The sequence below is a fragment of the Curtobacterium sp. JUb34 genome (assembly GCF_003755065.1).
Lineage (GTDB): Bacteria > Actinomycetota > Actinomycetes > Actinomycetales > Microbacteriaceae > Curtobacterium.
On the sequence record NZ_RJVH01000001.1, the window covers coordinates 168745 to 188338 of the forward strand.

The 19594-nt window shown below is 68.3% G+C and carries 17 protein-coding genes; 3 read left to right on the top strand and 14 right to left on the bottom strand.

All coding sequences use genetic code 11. The features are described 5' to 3' along the window. Positions 1–189 precede the first annotated feature (189 nt). From EDF63_RS00785 to EDF63_RS00820, 9 genes are all read right to left on the bottom strand, one after another. A complete protein-coding gene (locus tag EDF63_RS00785) occupies positions 190–519 on the bottom strand; it encodes a hypothetical protein (protein ID WP_123310333.1) in 330 nt (109 codons plus the stop codon). 105 nt (positions 520–624) lie between these two features. Beyond that, positions 625–954, bottom strand: coding sequence for a hypothetical protein (locus tag EDF63_RS00790; RefSeq protein ID WP_123310335.1), 330 nt, complete (start codon positions 952–954; stop codon positions 625–627). Positions 955–1375: 421 nt separating this feature from the next. Beyond that, positions 1376–1936, bottom strand: coding sequence for a sortase (locus tag EDF63_RS00795; protein ID WP_123310338.1), 561 nt, complete (start codon positions 1934–1936; stop codon positions 1376–1378). Positions 1937–2042: 106 nt separating this feature from the next. Next, complete coding sequence (locus tag EDF63_RS00800; RefSeq protein WP_185021225.1) at positions 2043–3839, bottom strand: DUF4012 domain-containing protein; 1797 nt, start codon at positions 3837–3839, stop codon at positions 2043–2045. A 54-nt stretch (positions 3840–3893) separates the two neighbouring features. Then, the gene (locus tag EDF63_RS00805) at positions 3894–4778 is read right to left on the bottom strand and encodes a glycosyltransferase (protein WP_185021226.1); all 885 of its coding nucleotides are present in this window, start codon (positions 4776–4778) and stop codon (positions 3894–3896) included. After that, positions 4775–5872, bottom strand: coding sequence for a hypothetical protein (locus EDF63_RS18515; protein WP_185021227.1), 1098 nt, complete (start codon positions 5870–5872; stop codon positions 4775–4777). Before EDF63_RS18515 ends, EDF63_RS00805 begins: the two co-directional genes overlap by 4 nt. Continuing rightward, positions 5818–7008 (bottom strand): glycosyltransferase family 4 protein, encoded by a 1191-nt coding sequence (locus tag EDF63_RS00810; protein WP_123310344.1) that lies wholly within the window; start codon positions 7006–7008, stop codon positions 5818–5820. Before EDF63_RS00810 ends, EDF63_RS18515 begins: the two co-directional genes overlap by 55 nt. A 10-nt stretch (positions 7009–7018) precedes the next feature. After that, a complete protein-coding gene (locus EDF63_RS18520; protein WP_185021228.1) occupies positions 7019–7729 on the bottom strand; it encodes a hypothetical protein in 711 nt (236 codons plus the stop codon). A 562-nt stretch (positions 7730–8291) separates the two neighbouring features. Continuing rightward, positions 8292–9470 (bottom strand): hypothetical protein, encoded by a 1179-nt coding sequence (locus tag EDF63_RS00820; protein WP_148061682.1) that lies wholly within the window; start codon positions 9468–9470, stop codon positions 8292–8294. A gap of 231 nt (positions 9471–9701) precedes the next feature. On the opposite strand from EDF63_RS00820, the gene wecB reads away from it, so the two are divergent. Then, positions 9702–10853 carry a non-hydrolyzing UDP-N-acetylglucosamine 2-epimerase gene (gene wecB / locus EDF63_RS00825; RefSeq protein WP_123312145.1) on the top strand — a complete coding sequence of 384 codons (1152 nt, stop codon included), beginning with the start codon at positions 9702–9704 and terminating at the stop codon, positions 10851–10853. Between the two features lie 9 nt (positions 10854–10862). Here the strand turns inward: wecB and EDF63_RS00830 are convergent, their stop codons facing one another. The 3 genes from EDF63_RS00830 to EDF63_RS00840 are packed head-to-tail and all read right to left on the bottom strand — an operon-like array spanning position 10863 to position 14696. Then, complete coding sequence (locus tag EDF63_RS00830; protein ID WP_123310351.1) at positions 10863–12326, bottom strand: sugar transferase; 1464 nt, start codon at positions 12324–12326, stop codon at positions 10863–10865. Beyond that, positions 12320–13273, bottom strand: a complete 954-nt coding sequence (locus EDF63_RS00835) for a hypothetical protein (protein WP_123310353.1) — start codon at positions 13271–13273, stop codon at positions 12320–12322. Before EDF63_RS00835 ends, EDF63_RS00830 begins: the two co-directional genes overlap by 7 nt. A 13-nt stretch (positions 13274–13286) precedes the next feature. Then, positions 13287–14696 carry a polysaccharide biosynthesis tyrosine autokinase gene (locus EDF63_RS00840; RefSeq protein ID WP_395871129.1) on the bottom strand — a complete coding sequence of 470 codons (1410 nt, stop codon included), beginning with the start codon at positions 14694–14696 and terminating at the stop codon, positions 13287–13289. A 186-nt stretch (positions 14697–14882) separates the two neighbouring features. Here EDF63_RS00840 and EDF63_RS00845 point away from each other — a divergent pair, with 186 nt between their 5' ends. Beyond that, positions 14883–15605 carry a CPBP family intramembrane glutamic endopeptidase gene (locus EDF63_RS00845; RefSeq protein WP_123310357.1) on the top strand — a complete coding sequence of 241 codons (723 nt, stop codon included), beginning with the start codon at positions 14883–14885 and terminating at the stop codon, positions 15603–15605. A gap of 46 nt (positions 15606–15651) precedes the next feature. Next, a complete protein-coding gene (locus EDF63_RS00850; RefSeq protein ID WP_123310359.1) occupies positions 15652–16950 on the top strand; it encodes a PP2C family protein-serine/threonine phosphatase in 1299 nt (432 codons plus the stop codon). 5 nt (positions 16951–16955) lie between these two features. On the opposite strand, the gene EDF63_RS00855 is transcribed toward EDF63_RS00850, so the two are convergent. Together EDF63_RS00855 and glgX are read right to left on the bottom strand one after the other, a co-directional pair. Continuing rightward, positions 16956–17399 (bottom strand): hypothetical protein, encoded by a 444-nt coding sequence (locus EDF63_RS00855; protein ID WP_123310361.1) that lies wholly within the window; start codon positions 17397–17399, stop codon positions 16956–16958. A gap of 72 nt (positions 17400–17471) precedes the next feature. Beyond that, a complete protein-coding gene (gene glgX, locus EDF63_RS00860; protein ID WP_123310363.1) occupies positions 17472–19490 on the bottom strand; it encodes a glycogen debranching protein GlgX in 2019 nt (672 codons plus the stop codon). Positions 19491–19594: the final 104 nt, after the last annotated feature.

Sequence of the window (19594 nt, forward strand, 5' to 3'; positions counted from 1 at the left end):
GGAGAACGGTCGGTGGCGCCGGGTCGATACTGGCAGGTCTCGATACCGAAATGGGGACGGGACGGGTCCCCAATAGGGGGGACCACTCGTTGTGGGGGTAGCCGCCCCTCAGTCCCGCGTCACCCGCTCGGGGCACACGAAAACCCCACCGGATCCGGTGGGGTTTCGGGGTTCGCGGGGCTCAGCGCGTCAGACAGCCTGCCGGATCACGTCCGGCAGCAGCACGTGCAGCCGCTCGGCGAGACGCGTCTTCGCCTCGTCGAGGGACCGGAAGTCCCCCACGTACTCGCCGAACGTGTCGGCGACGAAGAAGTGCGTGCCCTGGCGGTCGACGGTGCCGCCGTAGTAGCCGCCGTAGTTGGCGACCCAGAGGCCGGTGTCGGGCTGTGCCCAGCTGATGCGGACGCGCTCGGGCGCCGTGTCGGCAACGACCTGCGCCTCGATCTCGGCGATGACCTCGATCGTCCGGGTGTCCAGCGTCACTTCGGCCTGCTGGGGGTGATCGGTGGTCATGCTCATGGTCGTGCTCCTTCGGGCTGTGCTGCGTACTGGTGCTGCGGGCGTCGCGGACGCCGATGGTGCGGGGTGGTGCGGGCGCCGACGGCGCCGGCGGTGCGGTGGCGCCTACTCGACCGGTCGGATGACCGACGGGAGCATCACGTGGAGCTGGTCCTCGAGCTTGGTCTGCGCTTCTTCGAGCGTGGCGAACTCACCGACGACGAGGCCAAAGGTGTCCGAGGCGACGAACCGGCCGTCGCGCTTGTCGACGCTGCCGCCGAAGTACCCGCCGTAGCCGGCGATCCACTCGCCCTGGTCTTCCTGCACCCAGGTGACCTTGGCGCGGGTCGGACGGGTCGACGTCGCTGCGGCGGCTTCGAGGATCGCGATGGTGTCGACCGTGTCGGTGTCGAGGGTGACCTCGGCCTGCGTCTGGTTGTTGACGATGGTGGTCATGTCGCTCTCCTTCACGATCCGGGGTACATCTGCTGACACCAGAACGCTACGAGAACCACGGCCCGAACCGCCAGCGAGGCCCGTCGATTCACGGGTTCCGTCAATGCGCTTGATCGAGGTCCCCCGGATTTCCGGGGTGGTGTGACGTCTTTCCGGGGTACACGCCAGTGATCGGGGTACTCGTTTTCCGGATCGGCGGCTCACGGGGTACGGATGGCTGTCGAGCCGGACGGGAGGCGCGGCTCGCTCCCGTCGGTCGGGTGACCTCTGACAGTCCCCGCGATCCAGGGCGCGCCCCGGCCACCGGGCGCAGCCGCCGGGTCGCGAGATGGCTCTCGTCCACCGGCCGCTCCGGTCTGCCGGACACGACGAAGCCCCTCGGAGCGGATGCTCCGAGGGGCTTCGTGCAGTGCGGGGAGACTCAGACGGTCTCGCGCTGACGACGGACCGAGGTGCGGACCAGCAGCAGGCCGCCACCGAGGACGACGGCGCCGCCGGCGATCCAGATCGCGAGCATCGAGATCGTGGAACCGGTGAAGGCGAGCTCGCCGTTGCCGTTGGTGCCGGCAGCAGCGGCCGGGACGACGGCGGTGCCGTCAGCCGGGACAACGGACAGGGCCGAGGTGGCCACGTTGCCCGAGGTGGCGCCGGTCGCGGTGAGCGAGTAGGTGCCCGATGCGCCCTGCGGCAGCGTGACGGAGACCGCAGCGGCACCGGTCGACGAGGCCGTGTAGGTCTTCGAGACGGTGGTGATGGGCAGCGCGCCCAGCGTGACGGCGCCTGCACCGGTCACGGAGACGGAGACCGTCTCGTTGGCGACGAACGAACCGGCGGCGAAGCCGACGGTCGCGGTGCCACCGGCGACAGCCGGACCCGAGACGCTGACGTTCGACGCGGGCACGTAGCCGGCGGCGTTTGCAGCGGACGGAACGGCAACGAACGCAGCAGCGGCCAGGACGACCGCAGCGATGATCTTCTTCATGGATGTGTCCCCTAGACCCGATGGCTCCGCACGTGGACCCTGATGTCTCCGGCGGATGAAAGTGCGATCAGCCCCCCGGACGTGCAGGCGCGATTGCGAAGTGGGCTCAATCTACCGGGGATTCACAGCTGGTGACCAGGGGTTGTGTAACCGACTGGTGAACTCCGGGGGTCGACACCGCGTCCACCGGCGTGCGGCCCTGGTCGGCGGCACCGAGGTACTGGACGCGGATCGTCGTGCTTTTCCCTGGTGAGAGGGTGGTCTCGAACTGCGCGACGGGATGGTCGCCGTCCATCGCCGTCTGCGGAGACGCGGTCTTGCCATCCTGAGTGGACGTGACGTACACCCCTGAAGAGGGGGCGTAGACGGCGACGTTTGTCCGGACTACGCCAGACGGGACGCCGAACGCTCCGGCTCCGGTGACGTACTCCGGCAGACTCGTCGCCGCGTCCGCGGGGGCGGTGCTCTTCAGCGTGACCTCGACCGTCCACGTCGGCCGACCGTCCTTGCGGCACACTTCACTGCCGACCGAGACGGTCTTCTCGAGGTAGTAGTCCATCTTCGCGCCGGTGGCGTCGTTCAGGTAGACGCCGAACTGCTGCGAGCTCGAGTCGCTCGACGGCAGACCCCCAGCGATAGCCGTCCCGGTGAGCTCCGCCTGCTCGCCCTTGTCGGCGCTCCAGAGCTTGACCCGCCCCTCGTCGACGCCCGTCGTCAGCGCCGCGATGAACTCCTTCGGGTCGAAGCCGCCCTCGGACACCTTCGTGAACACCGCGCTGGCTGCCGACGCGAAGAACAGGTCCTGCACCACCGGGTCCGGGTACTTCGCGTACGCATCACTGAGCAGCAACTGCACCGCGTTGTCCGACGTCAGCCGATCCCCCGTCGGCAGGTCGACCGGGCCGGTCGCCTTCAGGATGTAGCCGAGCGTCACCGGGTCGATCGACAGCACGCCGTCGACCCGCTCCCCGAACTGCCGCTTCCACATCTCGCGCGCGAGCTTCGCCGAGGTGTCGAACCGGGGCGTCAGCGTGACGTCCTGGATGAACTCCCCCGTGATCGAGCCGTACAGGCCCTGCGTGTCCGTGGTCAGCGGCAGCACCGGGTCGTCTGCCTGGGGGAAGTCCGACGTCGATGCCTGCTGCCCGAGCGAGATCGCGCCGTCCTCGACGTCCAACAGCGCCACAGCGCCGGGGATTCCGCCGCCGGCACGCAGCTCCGCGTTGTTCTGGAAGAGCACCAGGTACTGCTTCGCACCACCGTCGCCGAGCATCGCCGGCGCCAGCTGCACCACCTTGTCCGCGACGGCCGCCTGCTTCGACGCAGACGCCAAGGAGGCCCGGAGCTGGTTCACGGCGTCCGTCACGGCCGACACGGTGTCACCGGTGTCGATCCGGTCGGCCGCGCGGGTCGCCTTGCCGAGCGCGGTGGTCGCCTTCGCGACCGCCGGCTGCGCCGCCACCAGGGGCTGCAGGTCGATCTTGCCGCCGTCCGGCTTGAACGCATCGACGTCCACGTCGCCGAGGACCCCGGCGACCGGACGAACGGCGTCGGTCGCCACGTCGTCGACGATCGCCGACACCTGGCGCACGGCGCGCAGGTTGCCGCCGATGAACGGCGTGTGCTCGAAGGCGGCCCACACCGGGTCGCTCGTCTTCGCCCGAGCATCGGCGGCACTCGCCTCGAGCTTCGCCGCCGTTCGCTGCGCCGCTGCCGTGTTGCCCTTCGCCAACTGCGACCGCAAGGTCTCGACGTGCGCGACGGACGACTCGAGGTCCTGCTTCGCCAGCGCTCCGCGGATCGTCACCCAGGCGACCGCGGCGATCACGAGCAGGACGATGAAGAGGACGCCCCACAGGACCCAGCGACGTTGCGCGCGTCGTGAGGTCGGCGCGTCAGACATGGTGCTCATCTTAGGAAGCCAGCACGTCGAACTCGCGAGATCGTCCGCACAGCCTCACGGGCGGTCCGGTCTGACCGAACGGCTGACGAGCCCCCGAGTGACCCCACGAAGGACCGCTCGAGCTGCCCGAGGGTTCCGGATGATCAGTCCAGCCGCCATCGCGAGCCGCGCGAACACCCACACCCAGAGCCGGAACGGATGGTACGTCTTCCCGAAGACGACCACCGAACGCGAAGCCTCTTCGTAGGCGATCGTCGACCGAGCGCCCGTGTCGTAGCCGCCCGGGGAGACCGTGCCGCCCCTCCCGTGGCGAACGACCATGTCCTCCGCCACCAGGAACACCTCGCGTTCCCCCTGCCTGGTGAGTCGCTCAACGAACTCGATCTCTTCGCAGTACAAGAACAGCTGCTCGTCGAGGAGACCGAACTGCTCGAAGCTTCGAGACCTCGCGAGGAACGCTGCGCCGAAGAATGTCGGGGTGAATCGTCGCCCGAAAGGCGCTTCGAGCACCCCGCGACCGAGCAAGAGGTCGAAGCCCGGACGACGCAGCACTGTCTCCCGACCGTTCGGCGCTTCGGCGAGCGCGGGTGACACGACGTGCGCCTCCGAGTTCGCCAACTCCTCGACCAGAGCGCGGACCGTGCCCGTCGGCAGATCGACGTCGGGGTTCAGCACCAGCACGAACTCGTGTCCCGAGGTCATGGCCGCACGGAGCCCGAGGTTGTTGCCTCCGGCGTACCCGAGGTTCTGATCAGGCCTGACGACCACCACGCGATCACTGAGGTCGTCGAGGATGAACTCCTCATGTCGCCGCTCGCTCGCCGAGTTGTCGACGATCGTGACGCTCACGACGTCTGGCTCGAATGCCACCGAACGCGCCGCTGCCACGGCGGCGACTTCTGACCGGTACGAGACGATGACGACGGCGACCGCGCTCACAACGCCCCCGTGGCCGACCGGGCTCGGGTGTCCCAGTTGTTCTGGTCCACGAAGGACCGGACGTCTGCCTGAGTGCGACGTGGAGCACCCACACCCGCCAGGACCGCACTGACGAAGGACTCCGTTCCGGATACTCGAGAGATGTCCGAGCCGAAGTGCGCGAGCTCCGGATAGTCGGAGCACACGACTGGGCGACCCGAGACGACGTACTCGTAGACCTTGACGGGGTCAACGCCGAGGACGAGTGGCGTGATCTCGAACGGCATCACCAGGACGTCACTCGTCGCCATGAGCGACAAGACCTCGGCGTGCGGCTTCGGACCGATCGCGATCAGACGCGGGTGGTTCGGGATCCGCACGTCGGTCGGACCCACGAGTTCCACGCGGACATCCGGGTCCGCGTCGAGCAAGGCGAGGACGTCCTCGAAACGGAACCACTCCGAGACTGTGCCGATGTACCGCACCGTACCAACCTCGACTGCACCGGGGGCAACGAACACGGACTCGGCGCTTGCTCGATCGAGTGCGTTCCTCACGACCTGGGTCTTGGTCCTCGGATGCGTCGAACGGACGTCTTCTGCGATCGCTGTACTCGAGCACCACACGACCGCCGCCGCCGCTCTCAGTCGGGACTCGGCGTCGACGTCCGCCTGGGTCGCATCTGAGAACTCACGGTTGAGGTCCATGCAGTCGTAGACGATCCGCACTCGCGCGGCTCGGAGCACGTGGACGAGGCGCTGGTGTCTCGCATGGGTGACGATGACGATGTCCGGCCGCCAGAGAACGAGGAGCAAGAGAGCGGACACCGTGCTCAGTACGACGTCTGCGGCCTTGAGTCGATCGCGGAGACGTTGCGGGACGAGGGGTAGGTGCCGCACCGGAACGGCGAGCCGCTGGTCCTTGACCAACCGACCGCGCTTGACGAACAGGGAGTCGAAGAAGGCGATGTCAACGCCCTCGATGCGGCCGAGCGCTTCACTGAGGAAGTGCGGGCGCTGCTTGATCCACCGGCTGCTCACGTGTGACAGATAGGCGATCCTCATGATGCTGCCTCGTCGTACATCTCGCTGATACGGACCGCGATGTTCGACCACGCGTACGACTGTTCAACGAAACGTCGCGCCTCGGCGGCCATGGTGAGCCGAGCTTCGGCGGGGAGCGCCGCGAGCTGTGAGACTGCCTTGGCCAGTTCGAGCGGCGAACGCGGCGGGACGAGCAAACCGGTGCGGTCGTTGACGAGTTCGGGGAGCCCGCCGACGTCGGATGCGACAAGCGGGAGCCCGCTCGCCATCGCCTCCAGCGCAGAGAGGCTGGTCGCTTCCAGGAGCGACGGGATGACGCACACGTCCGATGCGCGGAGATAGCTCGCCATGCCCGTGGCATCGACTGAATCGACCACCACGACCATGCCCCGTGCATGCGCCAGGAGTCCGCGAACTTCCTGCGCGTACTCGGGGAAGTCCGATTCACCAGCTCCCACGAACACCAAGGCGACCTCGGCAGGCCACTCAGGCAGCGTGATCGCCTCGGCCGCAAAGACCACACCCTTGCTCGGGGCCCAGCGACGAGGGACGATGCAGACGGTCTCCACCGCAGGGAGACCCAGTTCGCTGCGGGCATCCTGTCGCTCGACGTCTCCTGCTGGCCGGAAGGTCTCTACGTCGACGCCGTTGGGAACGTAACGGATCGGACACCGCACTGCCGCTTGGTCTGCGAGTTCCGGCGACGGTCCCGTCGCTGCCTGGAACGGAGTCGTGAGCCATCTCGTGACCCACCGTCCGACCACGGGAATCCGTCGCAGGATGAGGAACTCGCCGAGGTGGTTCGTCCAGACCTGGCGCACACCGGAGCGACGGAGACGTCGCGCGATGACGGCGCTCGTCACGAAGTCGTGGTGGTGGATGACGTCGAAGCGGTCCTCCAGCCCCGCCTTCCGCAACGTCCGACCAATCCTCCGACCGATCTGGACGCGCGCGAGGAAGTTCGAGAGGAACCGCGCGCCGCCGGTGCTTCGCCGAGTCCGTGCGCGCCCCTCTGTCCCAGCCGTGTGCGGGTCGATGACCCACAGCGCGGGTCCATCGACCGGGAGTTGGCTCTCTCCCGGGCTGGTTCGCCCCACCGTGACCGCGTGACCGGCCGCCTCGAGCTCCTTGGCCAGGTTGAAGACGTGCAGCTCGACACCGCCCCGGGTCCGGTCGACGTAGCTGTTCGTCAGCATCAGGATTCGCATTGCGCCTTCTTCAGATCTGCGTGAGGAGAACGGCCATGAGGACGAGGCCGACAGCGGCAGTCGAGGCCACCATGGCTGGGCGGTCGAGGCCGAGAGCCGGCTCGGCGCGTCGGAGCAGCAAGGACGTGATCAGCGCCCGTGATGCAGTCCCGAGCGCGATCGCTGCGCCCGCCGACTCCCATCCGAAAGCAGTGACCAGCAGGAGGCAACTCCCGGATGCGACGATCACGCCGACGCTCGTCCCGGCCGAAACCGCCCCTGAGCGCCCGAGCCACATCAATGCTGCTGCTCTGTTGTCGGCGAGCGCTTGGAACGAACCTGCGCTGAGCGAGACGAGGACGGCACCCCGCACCGCATCCGCGTCGTACGTGGGAGGAAGCCAAAAAGGCAGGAGCGCGAAGACGAAGAACACGACTCCGGCTGCGACGGCCACGAGTACCGCTTGGATGCGAACGAGGTTCCGGTTGAGCAGGCTCCGCAGCTCTGTCTCGCTCGTCGCGGCTTGGGCCCGAACGGACCAATGCGCGTCGAGGGATGCCCCGATCGTGGTCACTCCACCGATGAGCAGCGAGGCGTACTGGAATCCGGCGAGTCCGATGGGACCGGAGACCAGCCCGACGATGATCCGTGCGAGGAGGAGAGTGGCGACCGCAAGCACGAGGTGCGGCACGAGACCGAGCGCCTGCAGGCCGATGCGCAAGGGACGCCCCTGCGCGTCCACGTCAGACCGTCGGTTCACGAGCGGTACGACCACGACCGTGCCCAGGACCAGGGCGACAACGTAGACGCTGAGACCGGCGTCGAGAGATCCGCTGATCCCGGCGACCACCGAGAGCAGGAGCAGTGACAGGAACTGTGACCAGATCGTCACCGCGGCGTACAGACCGGCTCGGTTCAGTCCGCGGATGACCCCGAGACCGAGGATCGAGCAACCGGTCGCCGCGACAACTGCCGACACCCTGAGGACCGAACTCTCGTGTGCCACAGCCAAGCCGATGACGCTGGCGACCGCTACCGCGACCAGGACCACGAGCAGGAACCGAACGAGGCGGCCGTCCGCTCCTCCTGCCCTCCTGGGGTCCCTTGCCAAACGGTTCGCGACGTGCAGATGCGTACCGAGTGTCACGACGGGCGCCAGGATGCTGCTGACTGCTAGGACCCCTGAGAGCTGGCCGACGGGAGCCGGTGGCAGGAGGCGGCCGAGGAACGGCCACACGAGGAGCGTGGTCCCGACGACGGCGATCGGCCCTGCCTGGAAGAGGGCGAAGCGAACTCGTTGCGCGCTAATGAAGCGGTCTCCCCACAACGATGACACCCGGTGTCCGACGCCGTCCGAGGAACACGTGACCGATGCATGCGCAGATCACCAACAATCCCAACGTGAACGTCAAGTTGATCAGGAGGTAGGCGCCGTTTCCGTTCATCAGGAACAGTCGGATCCCGTACACCAACACGCCGGCACTGACGGTGAGCAACGGTCCACTGGCCTGTCGCAGCCGGACGACGGCCGACCGCCAGACGATCCCGAGCGCAAGCAGGACGAGAACGCAGGCGAGCACCGGCATGCTGTAGAGCAGGTACACGGGGCCGCCCACCGTCACCGGCACGAGGAACGCCCCTCGCTGGATCGGCGTCCCTGTCACGACCGACGAGACCAGCTCGTCGAAGGAGTATCCCTCCGGGGCAGTCCCGAGGTAGCGGCCGAAGAGCACGCCGAGGTCACGCAACAGCACTGAGGTGTGGTCTGAGATGCCCACCGGGCGAGCGGTCAGCGCGGTGTACCCGGCGATGATCGCATCGCTCGTCGATCGCCGGATCACGTAGGCGATGCCAGCGTCAGAACCGGCGAGCGTCTGGTACTTCGAGCCGACGTACGTGACGTACCCGATGGCCACCACTGCGCCGACGGCGAAGCCAGCAAGCTGCTTGAACCCGAGGCGTCCGTACCGGATCGCCAGGCCGAGCGCGGTGATGATCAGCACCTCGATGAGGCCGCCCTTGAACCCGAGGAACACCTGGGTCACGGCGAACAGGACCCAGAGGGTCACCGCGGAGCGTTTCGAAGCATCCCGGATTGTCGCCAGGCCGATCAATGCCGCGATCGGCAGAGCGTAGAGGACCGCGCGACTCGGGAAACCGCCGAGCCCACTCGAGCCGATGTCGAACCGGCTCGTCTCGACGCTGCTGCTCAGCAGCGGGATGCCGACGGCGGAGAAGTGCAACACCGCAAGCACGCCCAGGACCAAGACGCAACCGCGGAGGAACGAGGGAAGCCACGCAGGCTCGTCCGACTCCGCAACGAGACCTCGAGAACCGACGCGACTGGCGAGGAACACACCAGCAGCGAAGATGAGCGGCGCGAGCAGCACGACAGCCGTTCCGCGCACCTGACCTCGGTCCTGCACGAGCAGTGCGAAACCGACGGTCGGCAGGATCCACTGCGCCAGCATGATCGCGGTCACCCCGAAGGTGGCTGCACGAGTCACTGGGGCCGGGGGCCGTTGCGGACCCGCCACGGAACGATCCGCAACCGTCTGACGTGGCAACAGGTCCCCTTCCGCGGCAGACCTGGCCAGTCCCGCGCTCGGTCATTCTGCCATGAAGATCCATCCGGACGAGGGTCTTTCGGCCTTTAGAATCTCGCTTGGGGGCACTTAAGCTCCCCACGTCGCTCGGAGACCCACTTGAACATCATGCCGATCTACGGCACCCGCCCGGAAGCCATCAAGTTCGCCCCGATCGTCAAGGCACTGCAGTCGCACCCGACCTTGGTCTCGCACGTCACGGTGACCGGTCAGCACCGGGAGATGCTCGATCAGGTGAACGAGGTCTTCGGGATCGTCCCGGACACCGATCTGGCGATCTTGAAGCCGCGTCAGACGTTGGTCGACATCGCAACGGCCACGATGCGTGGGCTCGACGTCCTGTTCACCGCTGAGAAGCCGGACGCGGTGATGGTGCAGGGAGACACGTCCACCGCCTTCGCAGCGGGGCTGACAGCGTTCTACCACCAGATCCCCGTCGTGCACCTCGAGGCCGGCCTCCGCAGCCACGACCTGCGCCTCCCGTTCCCCGAGGAGGGCAACCGGAAGCTCCTGACCCAGATCACCTCGCTCCACCTCGCTCCGACACCACACAGCCGCCGGAACCTGCTGGACGAAGGCGTGGCCGCCGACGCAGTCGTCGTCACGGGGAACAGCGTCATCGATGCTCTCCTCGAAGCGCGTTCTCGCGACCACGTCTCGTTCTCCGACCCTGCGTTGGAGGACGCGATCAAGACCGACCGGAGGATCCTCCTGGTCACGTCGCATCGGCGGGAGAACCTCGGCGGAGGAATGGAGCAGATCGCCTCGGCACTCAGAACCTTGGCGATCTCGCACCCGGATCTCCTCATCATCCTTCCGGTCCACAAGAACCCTGCTGTCCGTGAAGCCCTGCTGCCGGCACTGCAGTCGTTGCCGAACGTCCTGATCACCGAGCCGGTCGGGTACGGCGAGTTCGTCTACCTGCTCGATGCCTGCTCCATCGTGCTCACCGATTCCGGTGGCATCCAGGAAGAGGCGCCCGCACTGGGAAAGCCGGTGCTGGTGATGCGCGACTCCACTGAGCGACCGGAAGCAGTCGACTTCGGCGTCGTCAAGCTCGTCGGGACCGACCCGTCGGTGATCGTCCGATCGGTGGACGAACTGCTGCGGTCAGACGACTCGTACGCGGAGATGTCACAGGCGGTGAACCCCTACGGCGACGGCCGCGCGACCGAACGCACGATCGCCGCTCTCGAGGCGCTCGCTGAAGGCCGTCCTGTCACGACCGTCGCGGATTTCGCACCGGCAACGAGCGCGTGAGCGCACGTACTAGTGGGCGTCGCCGCCCGGCTGGAGGACTGCTTTCACCGTTCGCCACAGGATGACGAGATCGCCGGTCATGGACCAGTTCTCGACGTAGTACAGGTCGAGTCGGATGGCATCTTCCCATCCGAGTGAGGACCGGCCTCCGACCTGCCAGAGCCCACTCATGCCGGGTTTCAACAGCAGTCGCCGTCGGGCGGCATCGTCGTACATCGCGACTTCACCTTCGCGCTGAGGGCGGGGCCCGACGAGGCTCATCGATCCCTTCAGGACGTTGAACAGCTGCGGGAACTCGTCCAGCGAGTGCTTGCGCAAGAAATGCCCGATCGATGTCACGCGCGGATCGTTCTCGACCTTGAACAGAGGCTGGCCCGACGTCCCCTGCCGCGCGAGCAATGCCTGGAGCTCATCGTCGGCGTTGACGCGCATCGAGCGGAACTTGAGCATGCGGAATGGCTCACCGTTCTGACCGATGCGCTCTTGCCGGTAGAAGACCGGCCCCGCACTCGTCAGTTTGACGAGGAGAGCGAGCACGAGCAACACCGGCGACAACAGCGTGATGAGCAGCGCCGAACCAACGACGTCGAAGGTGCGCTTCAACAGATGCGTCGATCCTTCGTAGCGAGGCATCTCGACGTGGATCAGAGGCAAGCCGGCGACAGGACGCGTGTGGATACGAGGTCCGTTGATCTGCGTCAAGCTCGGTGCCACGATCAGGTGCTGTCGGCTGCCGTCCAGACCCCAGCTGAGTTCCCGGACGGCTTGGGCTCCGAGTTCCTCGGAACTCGTAACGGCGACGGTGTCGGCGCCGCTCGAATTGAGCGCTTTCAGTGCGTCAGGGATGCGGCCCACGATCGGGACGTTCATGCCTGCGAGTGTGTCCCCGATGATTCCGTCAGGAACACATGCCGCGACCACCCGGTACCCCTCCTCCGGATGTCGCGCGAGTTCCCCCGCGAGGTGTTCGACGCTCGGTCGAGAACCGACCAGGAGCACCTGGGCGGAGAATCGCCCGCCCTGCCGCTGAGCATTGAGCCATTGCCGCCAGATCCACCGGCTCAACATCAGGACGAGGATCCCGAGGGGGAAAGCGATGAAGATGTAACCGCGAGCGAGGTCGATCTTGAACACGTACGCGACGATCGCGACGAATGCGAAGAGACGGATAGAGGCGTCGACGATTCGCCGGTACTCCGCTGATCCGGTCCCCACGTACCGGTGGTCACGAGTGTCGTAGATCGCGAGGACGACGAGCCAGGCGACGATGATCGCGAGCGAGACTGCCGTGTACCCGATGGCCAGGTCGGCGACGCTGCCGCTGAGCGCCGCGCTGTCGAAACCGAACCAGGCGATCTGCACGCCGAAGACGACCCAGATGAGCACGAGGATGTCGGTGATCACGAGCCGACGCGCGTAGTTCTTCGCCCAGGGCACGGCGGCGGTGGTCTGTCGACTGGTGAGCGTCACCATGAGGCGCCACCGTCGCCAGAGGTGAGTACCGCTCCGCCTGACCAGAGCCACACGGCATCACCGGCTCGCGCGACGGCGAGCGCCCCGTCCGGGTCCGCGTCCGCTGCGCACCCGACGACGGTGGACTTCGTCGCCGGCGTCACACCGACCGCGGGCAGCGACCGGATCTCCGCGCCGTCGCACGCGGCAGCGCCCACGCGTGCGACGAGGTACGAGTCACCGTCGTCCGCCAGGGACCGAACACCGACGAGCGGCACGCCGACCCAGTCGCCGTCGCCCGAGCGCCACTGCACCTCGTCGGCGCAGACGACCGCGGTCGTGAACTCACCCTCGAACGCCTCGATGGGGTCGGCGCAAGGGGAGTCGACGGTTCCGGTCGACAGGATCAGCCCGTCGGGTCCGACACCGGCCCCGGCTGCGCCGGCGGCTCCGTCCTTCCACGACCGCCCGTCGTCGACGGATGTCCGGACCGTCGGTTCGCAGTCGTCGCCCGTGCCGATGACGACCGAGACGCTGTCCGTGCCGGCGCGAAGCGCCAGCACGGCGCCCGATCCGGCCCCGAGACTGACCGGAGTCCACGTCGTTCCGCCGTCCACGGTGTGTTCCACAACCCCGTCGGTTCCGTCACACACCCCGCTGGAGGCGCGCCATGCCTCCCGTCCGTCGACTGCGGACAGCAGGCGGCGGCCGGGAGCGACCATCCCTGCGGGCTCCGCCCTGGCGGTCGCCGACGGCTTGGCCGTCGATGAGCCCGGCGACCGGGGCGAGCTCGAGAAGGTCGGCACCGGACCGGGAGTCCCGTTCGACGAAGGCGCCGTACGTGCCAGCGCGAGTGCGACGAGCAGCACGTCGACGACCACCAGGACGACGACGATGACGGCGACCCAGACGAGCGTGCGGCGCGAGAAGACGCTGCCGAGGGTGCGGGACCCTCGGCGCGGACTCACGTGCGGACCGCCGTCATCGTTCGGCTCCGCGCGTTGCCGCGACGCGACCGCGTTTCGGGGCCTTCGGCATGGGGGTTTCCTCGTCCTGCAGCCCGTAGCCGTACGCGTAGCCGTAGCGGCCGTAGCCGTAGGCGCCGGGTCCCTTGGTCGGCATCATCGTCATGACGAAGCCCGCGATCGGGGCACCGACGTTCTCGAGTGCACTGACCGCGCCGGCGAGCTGGCCCTTGTGGGTGCGGCCGGAGGCGACGGCGACGATCGCGCCGGAGGCCTTCTTCGACAGGATGGCGGCGTCGGTGACGGGCAGCAGCGGCGGAGCATCGAACAGCACGTAGTCGAACTGCTGCTCCAGCCCGGCGATCAGGTCCTGCATCGCGCGAGAACCAAGCAACTCCGAAGGGTTCGGCGGGATCGGCCCAGCGGGGAGCACGATGAGGTTGCCGCGGCCCCAAGGCACGGCGACGTCCTCGATCGTGGCGCGTCCGATGAGCACATCGGTCAGGCCGGCGCCGCCCTCGAGGTCCATGTACGTGGCGATCTTCGGGCGGCGCAGGTCGGCGTCGATCAGGATCACGCGGAAGCCGGCGCTGTCGAGCGCGATGGCGAGGTTCGCAACGGTGGTGCTCTTGCCCTCGGACTCGACCGACGACGTCATCACGAAGGTGCGGGAACCGGTGCCAATGTCGAGGAACTGCAGGTTGGTGCGGAGCGTGCGGAATGACTCGGCCCGCGGGCTACGGGGGTCGACCTGCACGATGAGCGGGCGCTCCGAGGCCTTGCTGTCGAACGCGATCCCACCGACGACCGGCTTCTCGCTGATCTTCTCGACGTCGGACTCGGTGCGGACGCGGTTGTCGAGGGTCTCGCGGAGGACGGCGACCCCTACGCCCAGCGCGAGGCCGACGAGCAGGCCGAGCACGACGTTCACCGGCACGTTCGGGCTGACCGGCGCGTTCGGCACCTGGGCTTCCTTGACGCGGGTGAGCTTGACCGTGCTCGTGCCGTCGGCGTCGGTGGCCTCGATGTTCTGCACGACGTTCGTCAGGCTCTCGGAGGTCGCGTTCGCGATGTCGGCGGCCTGCTTGGCGCTCGTGTCGTTCACGGTGATCGAGATGAGCGTCGTGTTGAGCGGCGCGTCCGAGGTGACGAGCTCGGCGAGCTGGTCGGACGTCATGTCCAGCTTCAGGCTCGAGATCACGGGGAGCAGCACGATCGGCGTCTCGACGAGGTTCGAGTACGTCAGCACACGCTGCTGCGTGAAGGTGTTTCCCTGCGCCAGGTCACTCGCGCTGCCACTGGTCTGCGTCGACACGAAGACCTGCGCCGATGCCGAGTAGACCGGCTGCTTCAGCAGCGAGAAGCCCGCAGCGGCCGCGACTCCGACCAGTGCCAGCACCAGGATGAAGACCCATCCCTTGCGCAAGACCGCTATGTAGTCGCGTAGCTCCACGCGGCACCCTTCCCCGGAAGTCGCCGCGCCCTGCAGAGTCCCTGTCGCAGGTCGACCGGGATCGTCCCAGCGTTCGGCAGGGAAATACTGCCACACCGATGAGACGCGCTCGGGGTCGCGCGACGTCGAGTCTCGTTCTGCGTCCCGTACGGTGGCGACATGCAGCCCGAACCGGACGCGCCGACCGCCGCCCGCCCTTCCTCGGCGGTGCGGGACCTGCAGGTCATCGTGATCGCGCTCCTGGTCGCCGTGCTGCTGTCCCGGATCGTCGGTGGCGTCGCCCGGACTGGGGGTCTGCCCTCCCCGATCACGCAGGTGCTGGTCGCCGACCTGGCCGTGTGGGTGCCGCTCGTGCTCGGTGTCGGGTGGGTGCTGCGGAGGTCCTCTCCGGCGGTGCTCGTCCGCCGGCTCGGGATCGGGTGGGCCGATGCCGTCGCGGCCATCGGCATCGTCATCGTGTGCCGCGGGCTCGATGCCGTGCTGTCCGTCGCGTTCTTCGGTGCGACCGGGCTGACGCCGCAGCCGACCATCGGCACGCCGGACGTGCTGCTGCTCGTGGTCTCCGCGATCGGGGTGTGCCTGGTCAGTCCGGTGCTCGAGGAGATCATGTTCCGTGGTGTCATGCAGCGCCGATTGTCGGCCGAGCTGACGCCGCGCACGCGGTTCCTGGCGGTGCTGGTGACGGCGTTCGCGTTCGCGCTGATGCACCTGGCGATCAGCACGCCCGCGTCGTCGGTCGCGGGCTTCGAGGTCTTCGTGACGACGTTCGTGCTCGGCCTGCTGACGGGGACGCTCGTCGCGATGACCGGACGCATCGGCGGGGCGGTCCTGGCACACGTCCTGTTCAACACCGTGGCCGTCGTGCTCACCTGGCCGCGCTGACATCGATCGCACCAGCGGACGCATCGACCGGTAACGTCCTCCTCGAATGTCTCGCACAACCAGCGTCTTCGAGAGCCCCCTCGCGCGGCAGGCTCCGCTCAGCGGGCTGCTGGCGCTCAGCGCGGTCCTCTCGATCACGGTACCGTCGCTCGAGGTGACGGACGGCGGCCTGTTCGTCGGGAGCCTGGCGGTCACCGGAGTCGCGACGGTCGTGGCTGCACTGGCGTTGGCGCTCCCCCACGCCGTCGGGCTCGTGCCGGCGTTGCTGGTGCTCGACTTCGTGGCGATCGCGCTCTTCCGGACGAGCACGGGCGCAGGTGCCTCGGTCTTCACGTCGCTCGCCGTGCTGCCGGTCGTCTGGTGCGGGTCCCTCCGTGGTCGCCTGACCGTCGTGTACGCGGCGCTGGGAGTGACGCTCGTGATCATGGCGCCCTACTTCCTGACGCCGACGAACGTCCCCGGTGCGAGCGAGCTCGTCCGCCTCGGCGTGACCGTCATCGTGTTCGGAACGGTCGCGGCGGTCGTGCAGGAGCTCTCGCGGCGAGCGCGGCGCAACGTCCGCGCTGCCCGGCTGGGTGAGGAGCGCGTCCGCGCGGAGATCGAGCGGGCTGCCGCCGTGCAGCGGTCCCTGCTCCCGACGTCGACCGGCCACCTGGGCGCCGACGTCGCGGTGGCGGGCGCCTGTCTGCCGGCGAAGTCGGTCGGTGGTGACTTCTTCGACTGGTACGAGACGAACACCGGGATCGCCGTCACCCTCGGGGACGTGATGGGCAAGGGTGTCGGGGCCGGGCTCATCGCGGCGGCCGTGCGCGCCACGGTACGGAGTGCCCGCACCGTCGACGACCCGTCCGAGGCCCTCCTCCGCGCAGCCGACGGGCTCGCCGCAGAGGCCAGCGTGACCGACGTGACGTTCACCACGCTGTTCCACGCGCGCATCTCGACCGACGGCACCTTCCGGTGGGCGGACGCGGGGCACGGGCTGAGCCTGGTGCTCCGGTCGGACGGCACCGTGGACCGGCTCCGGTCGAGCGACCTCCCGCTCGGGATGGGACTCCGCGACGAGTGGGCGACGACCGAGGGGTTCCTCGACGCCGGCGACCTCCTCATCTCGTTCAGTGACGGCGTGCTCGACCTGTTCGGAGGCCGCGAGGACACCGTCGACGCGGTGGCCGACCTCGCGCGGGCCTGCGGGTCCGAGCCCACTGCACTCGTGGCGGCGCTGTCCGCGCGGGCGGACGAGGTCGCGCACGACGACGACGTGACGGTGATCGCGATCCAACGTTCACCGGTCCCGGCTGACACCTCCGTGGTGCCGGTCCGTCCGGTGCGCCGAGACCGAGCCTGACGAGGTCAGTCCTCGACCGCTGCCTCCTGCTCGCGCCGGAACCGCTCGATCTCCGCATCGACCTGCCGCCGTGAGAACCGCGTCGCGATGAACCCGACCCACGCCCCTCCGATCACGGCGAGCAGGACCCCTAGGATCGCTCCGACGGCGGCCGCATCGACACGCTCTGTGTTCGGCGGGGCCGCGCCGAGCAGCAAGCTCACGCCGGCAGCCGTCACGACGACGGCGCCGACCATCGCGGGTCGGTTGCCCGCGCGGGGTGCGTCGAAGGGCAGGAACCAGGGTGAGACCGCCAGGACCACCCAGAGACCCACCACACCGGTGCTGACCGGGAACCACAGGCGGAGCACGAACAGCGTCACCACGTGCGCAACCAGACCGCCGGCACACCACAGCATCCACCGCTTCTGGTCGCGCCGCTGCCGGCTGAGCTCGTCGTCACGCACCATGGGTCGACCGTAGTCCCGGCGCGGCCGCCGGTGACCGGCCCGGACAGGCGATCACCGGCGGCCGGAGCGGGGTCAGTACAGCGCGGAGAAGGACGCGTCGCGCACGAGCACGGTCGCCGCGTCACCCGCGACCTGCTGCTCCGGGTCACTGGACAGCCCGAGCTGCCACGTGCCGCCACCCGGCTTCTCGGGCAGCGTGAACTCGACGGTGGTGTCCGAGGCGTTGAGCAGGACGGCGACCGTGTCGTCGCCCTGTTCGAGGACGAGCATCACCGCCCGGTTGCCGCCGTCTGCCCAGTCCCCGTCCTCGAAGCCGGCGTTGTCGGCGCGGAGCACCGAGACGGTCGAGTCGGAGTCACCGGGTGCCGTGCGGTACCACTCCGGACGCAGGGACCGGTGCTGCGCCCGGAACGCGATCGCCGAGGTCGTGAAGGCGAGCAGGTCCTGGTCGGCGGCGTCCCAGTCGAACCAGGAGATCTCGTCGTCCTGGCAGTAGGCGTTGTTGTTGCCGCCCTGCGAGCGGGCGATCTCGTCGCCGCCGAGGATCATCGGCACACCGGCCGACAGCAGCAGGGTGCCGAGGAAGTTCCGGCGCTGCCGATCGCGGTACTCGTTGACCCCGGCGTCGTCCGTCGGGCCCTCCACCCCGCCGTTGAACGAGGCGTTGTCGCTCTCGCCGTCGTTGTTGTCCTCGCCGTTCGCCTCGTTGTGCTTCTCGGCGTACGAGGTCAGGTCCGCCAGGGTGAAGCCGTCGTGGGCCGTGACGAAGTCGACCGAGCACAGCGGCGAGCGCCGTGACCCCTCGTAGACGTCCGGGCTGCCGAGGACACGCTGCACGGCGTCACCGAGCGCCCCCTCGTCGCCGCGCCAGAAGGCACGGAGGTCGTCGCGGTACTTGCCGTTCCACTCGGACCAGTCGGCCGGGAACCCGCCGACCTGGTACCCCGCGGTGTCCCACGGCTCGGCGATCATCTTGACCTCACGGAGCACCGGGTCCTGGTGGATGATGTCGAGGAACGCGGAGTGCTTCTCGGCTTCGCCGCCCTGACGGGTCAGCGTGGTCGCCAGGTCGAAGCGGAAACCGTCGACGTGCATCTCCTCGACCCAGTAGCGCAGCGAGTCCATGATCAGACCGAGTGCGGCCGGGTGCGAGACGTTGAGGCTGTTGCCGGTACCGGTCGTGTCGAAGTAGTTCGCTTCGTCGCCCTCGACGAGCCGGTAGTACGACTCGTTGTCGATGCCCTTGAAGGACAGCGTCGGGCCCATGTGGTTGCCCTCGGCGGTGTGGTTGTAGACGACGTCCATGATGACCTCGAGCCCGGCTGCGTGCAGGGCCTTGACCATCTCCTTGAACTCGGCGACCTGCTGGCCGGCCGTGCCGCTGGACGAGTACTCGTCGTGCGGCGCGAAGAACCCGATGGAGTTGTAGCCCCAGTAGTTGCGCAGCCCCTTGTCGGCGAGTGTGGAGTCCTGGACGAACTGGTGCGTGGGCAGCAGCTCGACGGCCGTGACGCCGAGGTCGACGAGGTGCTGGATCGCGGCCGGGTGCGCCATGCCGGCGTAGGTGCCGCGGATCGCCTCGGGAACGTCGGGGTGCTGCTTCGTGAAGCCCTTCACGTGGACCTCGTAGAAGACGGTGTCGCCGAGCGGGGTCGCGGGACGGACGTCGTCGCCCCAGTCGAACGAGCGGTCGGCGACGACCGACTTCGGCATGGCGGCGGCCGAGTCGGTGTCGTCGCGGGTCTCCGGGTCGTCCATGTCGTGCCCGAACAGGGCCTGGCCCCACTCGTACGAGCCGTCGACCGCCGTGGCGTACGGGTCGAGCAGGAGCTTGGAGCCGTTGTGGCGGAGGCCCTTGGCCGGGTCCCACGCGCCGTGCACGCGGAAGCCGTAGCGGGTGCCGACGGCGACGCCGGGGACGATGTCGTGGAAGGTGTAGCCGGTGCGGTGCTGCAGCTCGGTGCGGTGTTCCGTGCCGTCGTCGTCGAACGTGCAGAACTCGACGCGCTCCGCGGTGCTGGAGAAGAGAGCGACGTTGGCGCCGCCGTCGACGAGCGTGACGCCGAGCGGGGTGCGGGCAGAAGTGGTCATGGTGTCGTTGTACCGGGCGGCCGCTGTGGTCCCGGCTCGCGCACGTACCCCGGCAGGCATGGATGCGCAGACCGGACAGCTGCGACCACGTGGGCCGACACCGA

Coding starts and splice junctions, on each gene's coding strand:
- EDF63_RS00785 (WP_123310333.1), bottom strand. CDS start 519: ATGAGCATGACCACCGATCACCCCCAGCAGGCCGAAGTGACGCTGGAC.
- EDF63_RS00790 (WP_123310335.1), bottom strand. CDS start 954: ATGACCACCATCGTCAACAACCAGACGCAGGCCGAGGTCACCCTCGAC.
- EDF63_RS00795 (WP_123310338.1), bottom strand. CDS start 1,936: ATGAAGAAGATCATCGCTGCGGTCGTCCTGGCCGCTGCTGCGTTCGTT.
- EDF63_RS00800 (WP_185021225.1), bottom strand. CDS start 3,839: ATGTCTGACGCGCCGACCTCACGACGCGCGCAACGTCGCTGGGTCCTG.
- EDF63_RS00810 (WP_123310344.1), bottom strand. CDS start 7,008: ATGCGAATCCTGATGCTGACGAACAGCTACGTCGACCGGACCCGGGGC.
- wecB (WP_123312145.1), top strand. CDS start 9,702: ATGCCGATCTACGGCACCCGCCCGGAAGCCATCAAGTTCGCCCCGATC.
- EDF63_RS00830 (WP_123310351.1), bottom strand. CDS start 12,326: ATGGTGACGCTCACCAGTCGACAGACCACCGCCGCCGTGCCCTGGGCG.
- EDF63_RS00845 (WP_123310357.1), top strand. CDS start 14,883: ATGCAGCCCGAACCGGACGCGCCGACCGCCGCCCGCCCTTCCTCGGCG.
- EDF63_RS00850 (WP_123310359.1), top strand. CDS start 15,652: ATGTCTCGCACAACCAGCGTCTTCGAGAGCCCCCTCGCGCGGCAGGCT.
- EDF63_RS00855 (WP_123310361.1), bottom strand. CDS start 17,399: ATGGTGCGTGACGACGAGCTCAGCCGGCAGCGGCGCGACCAGAAGCGG.
- glgX (WP_123310363.1), bottom strand. CDS start 19,490: ATGACCACTTCTGCCCGCACCCCGCTCGGCGTCACGCTCGTCGACGGC.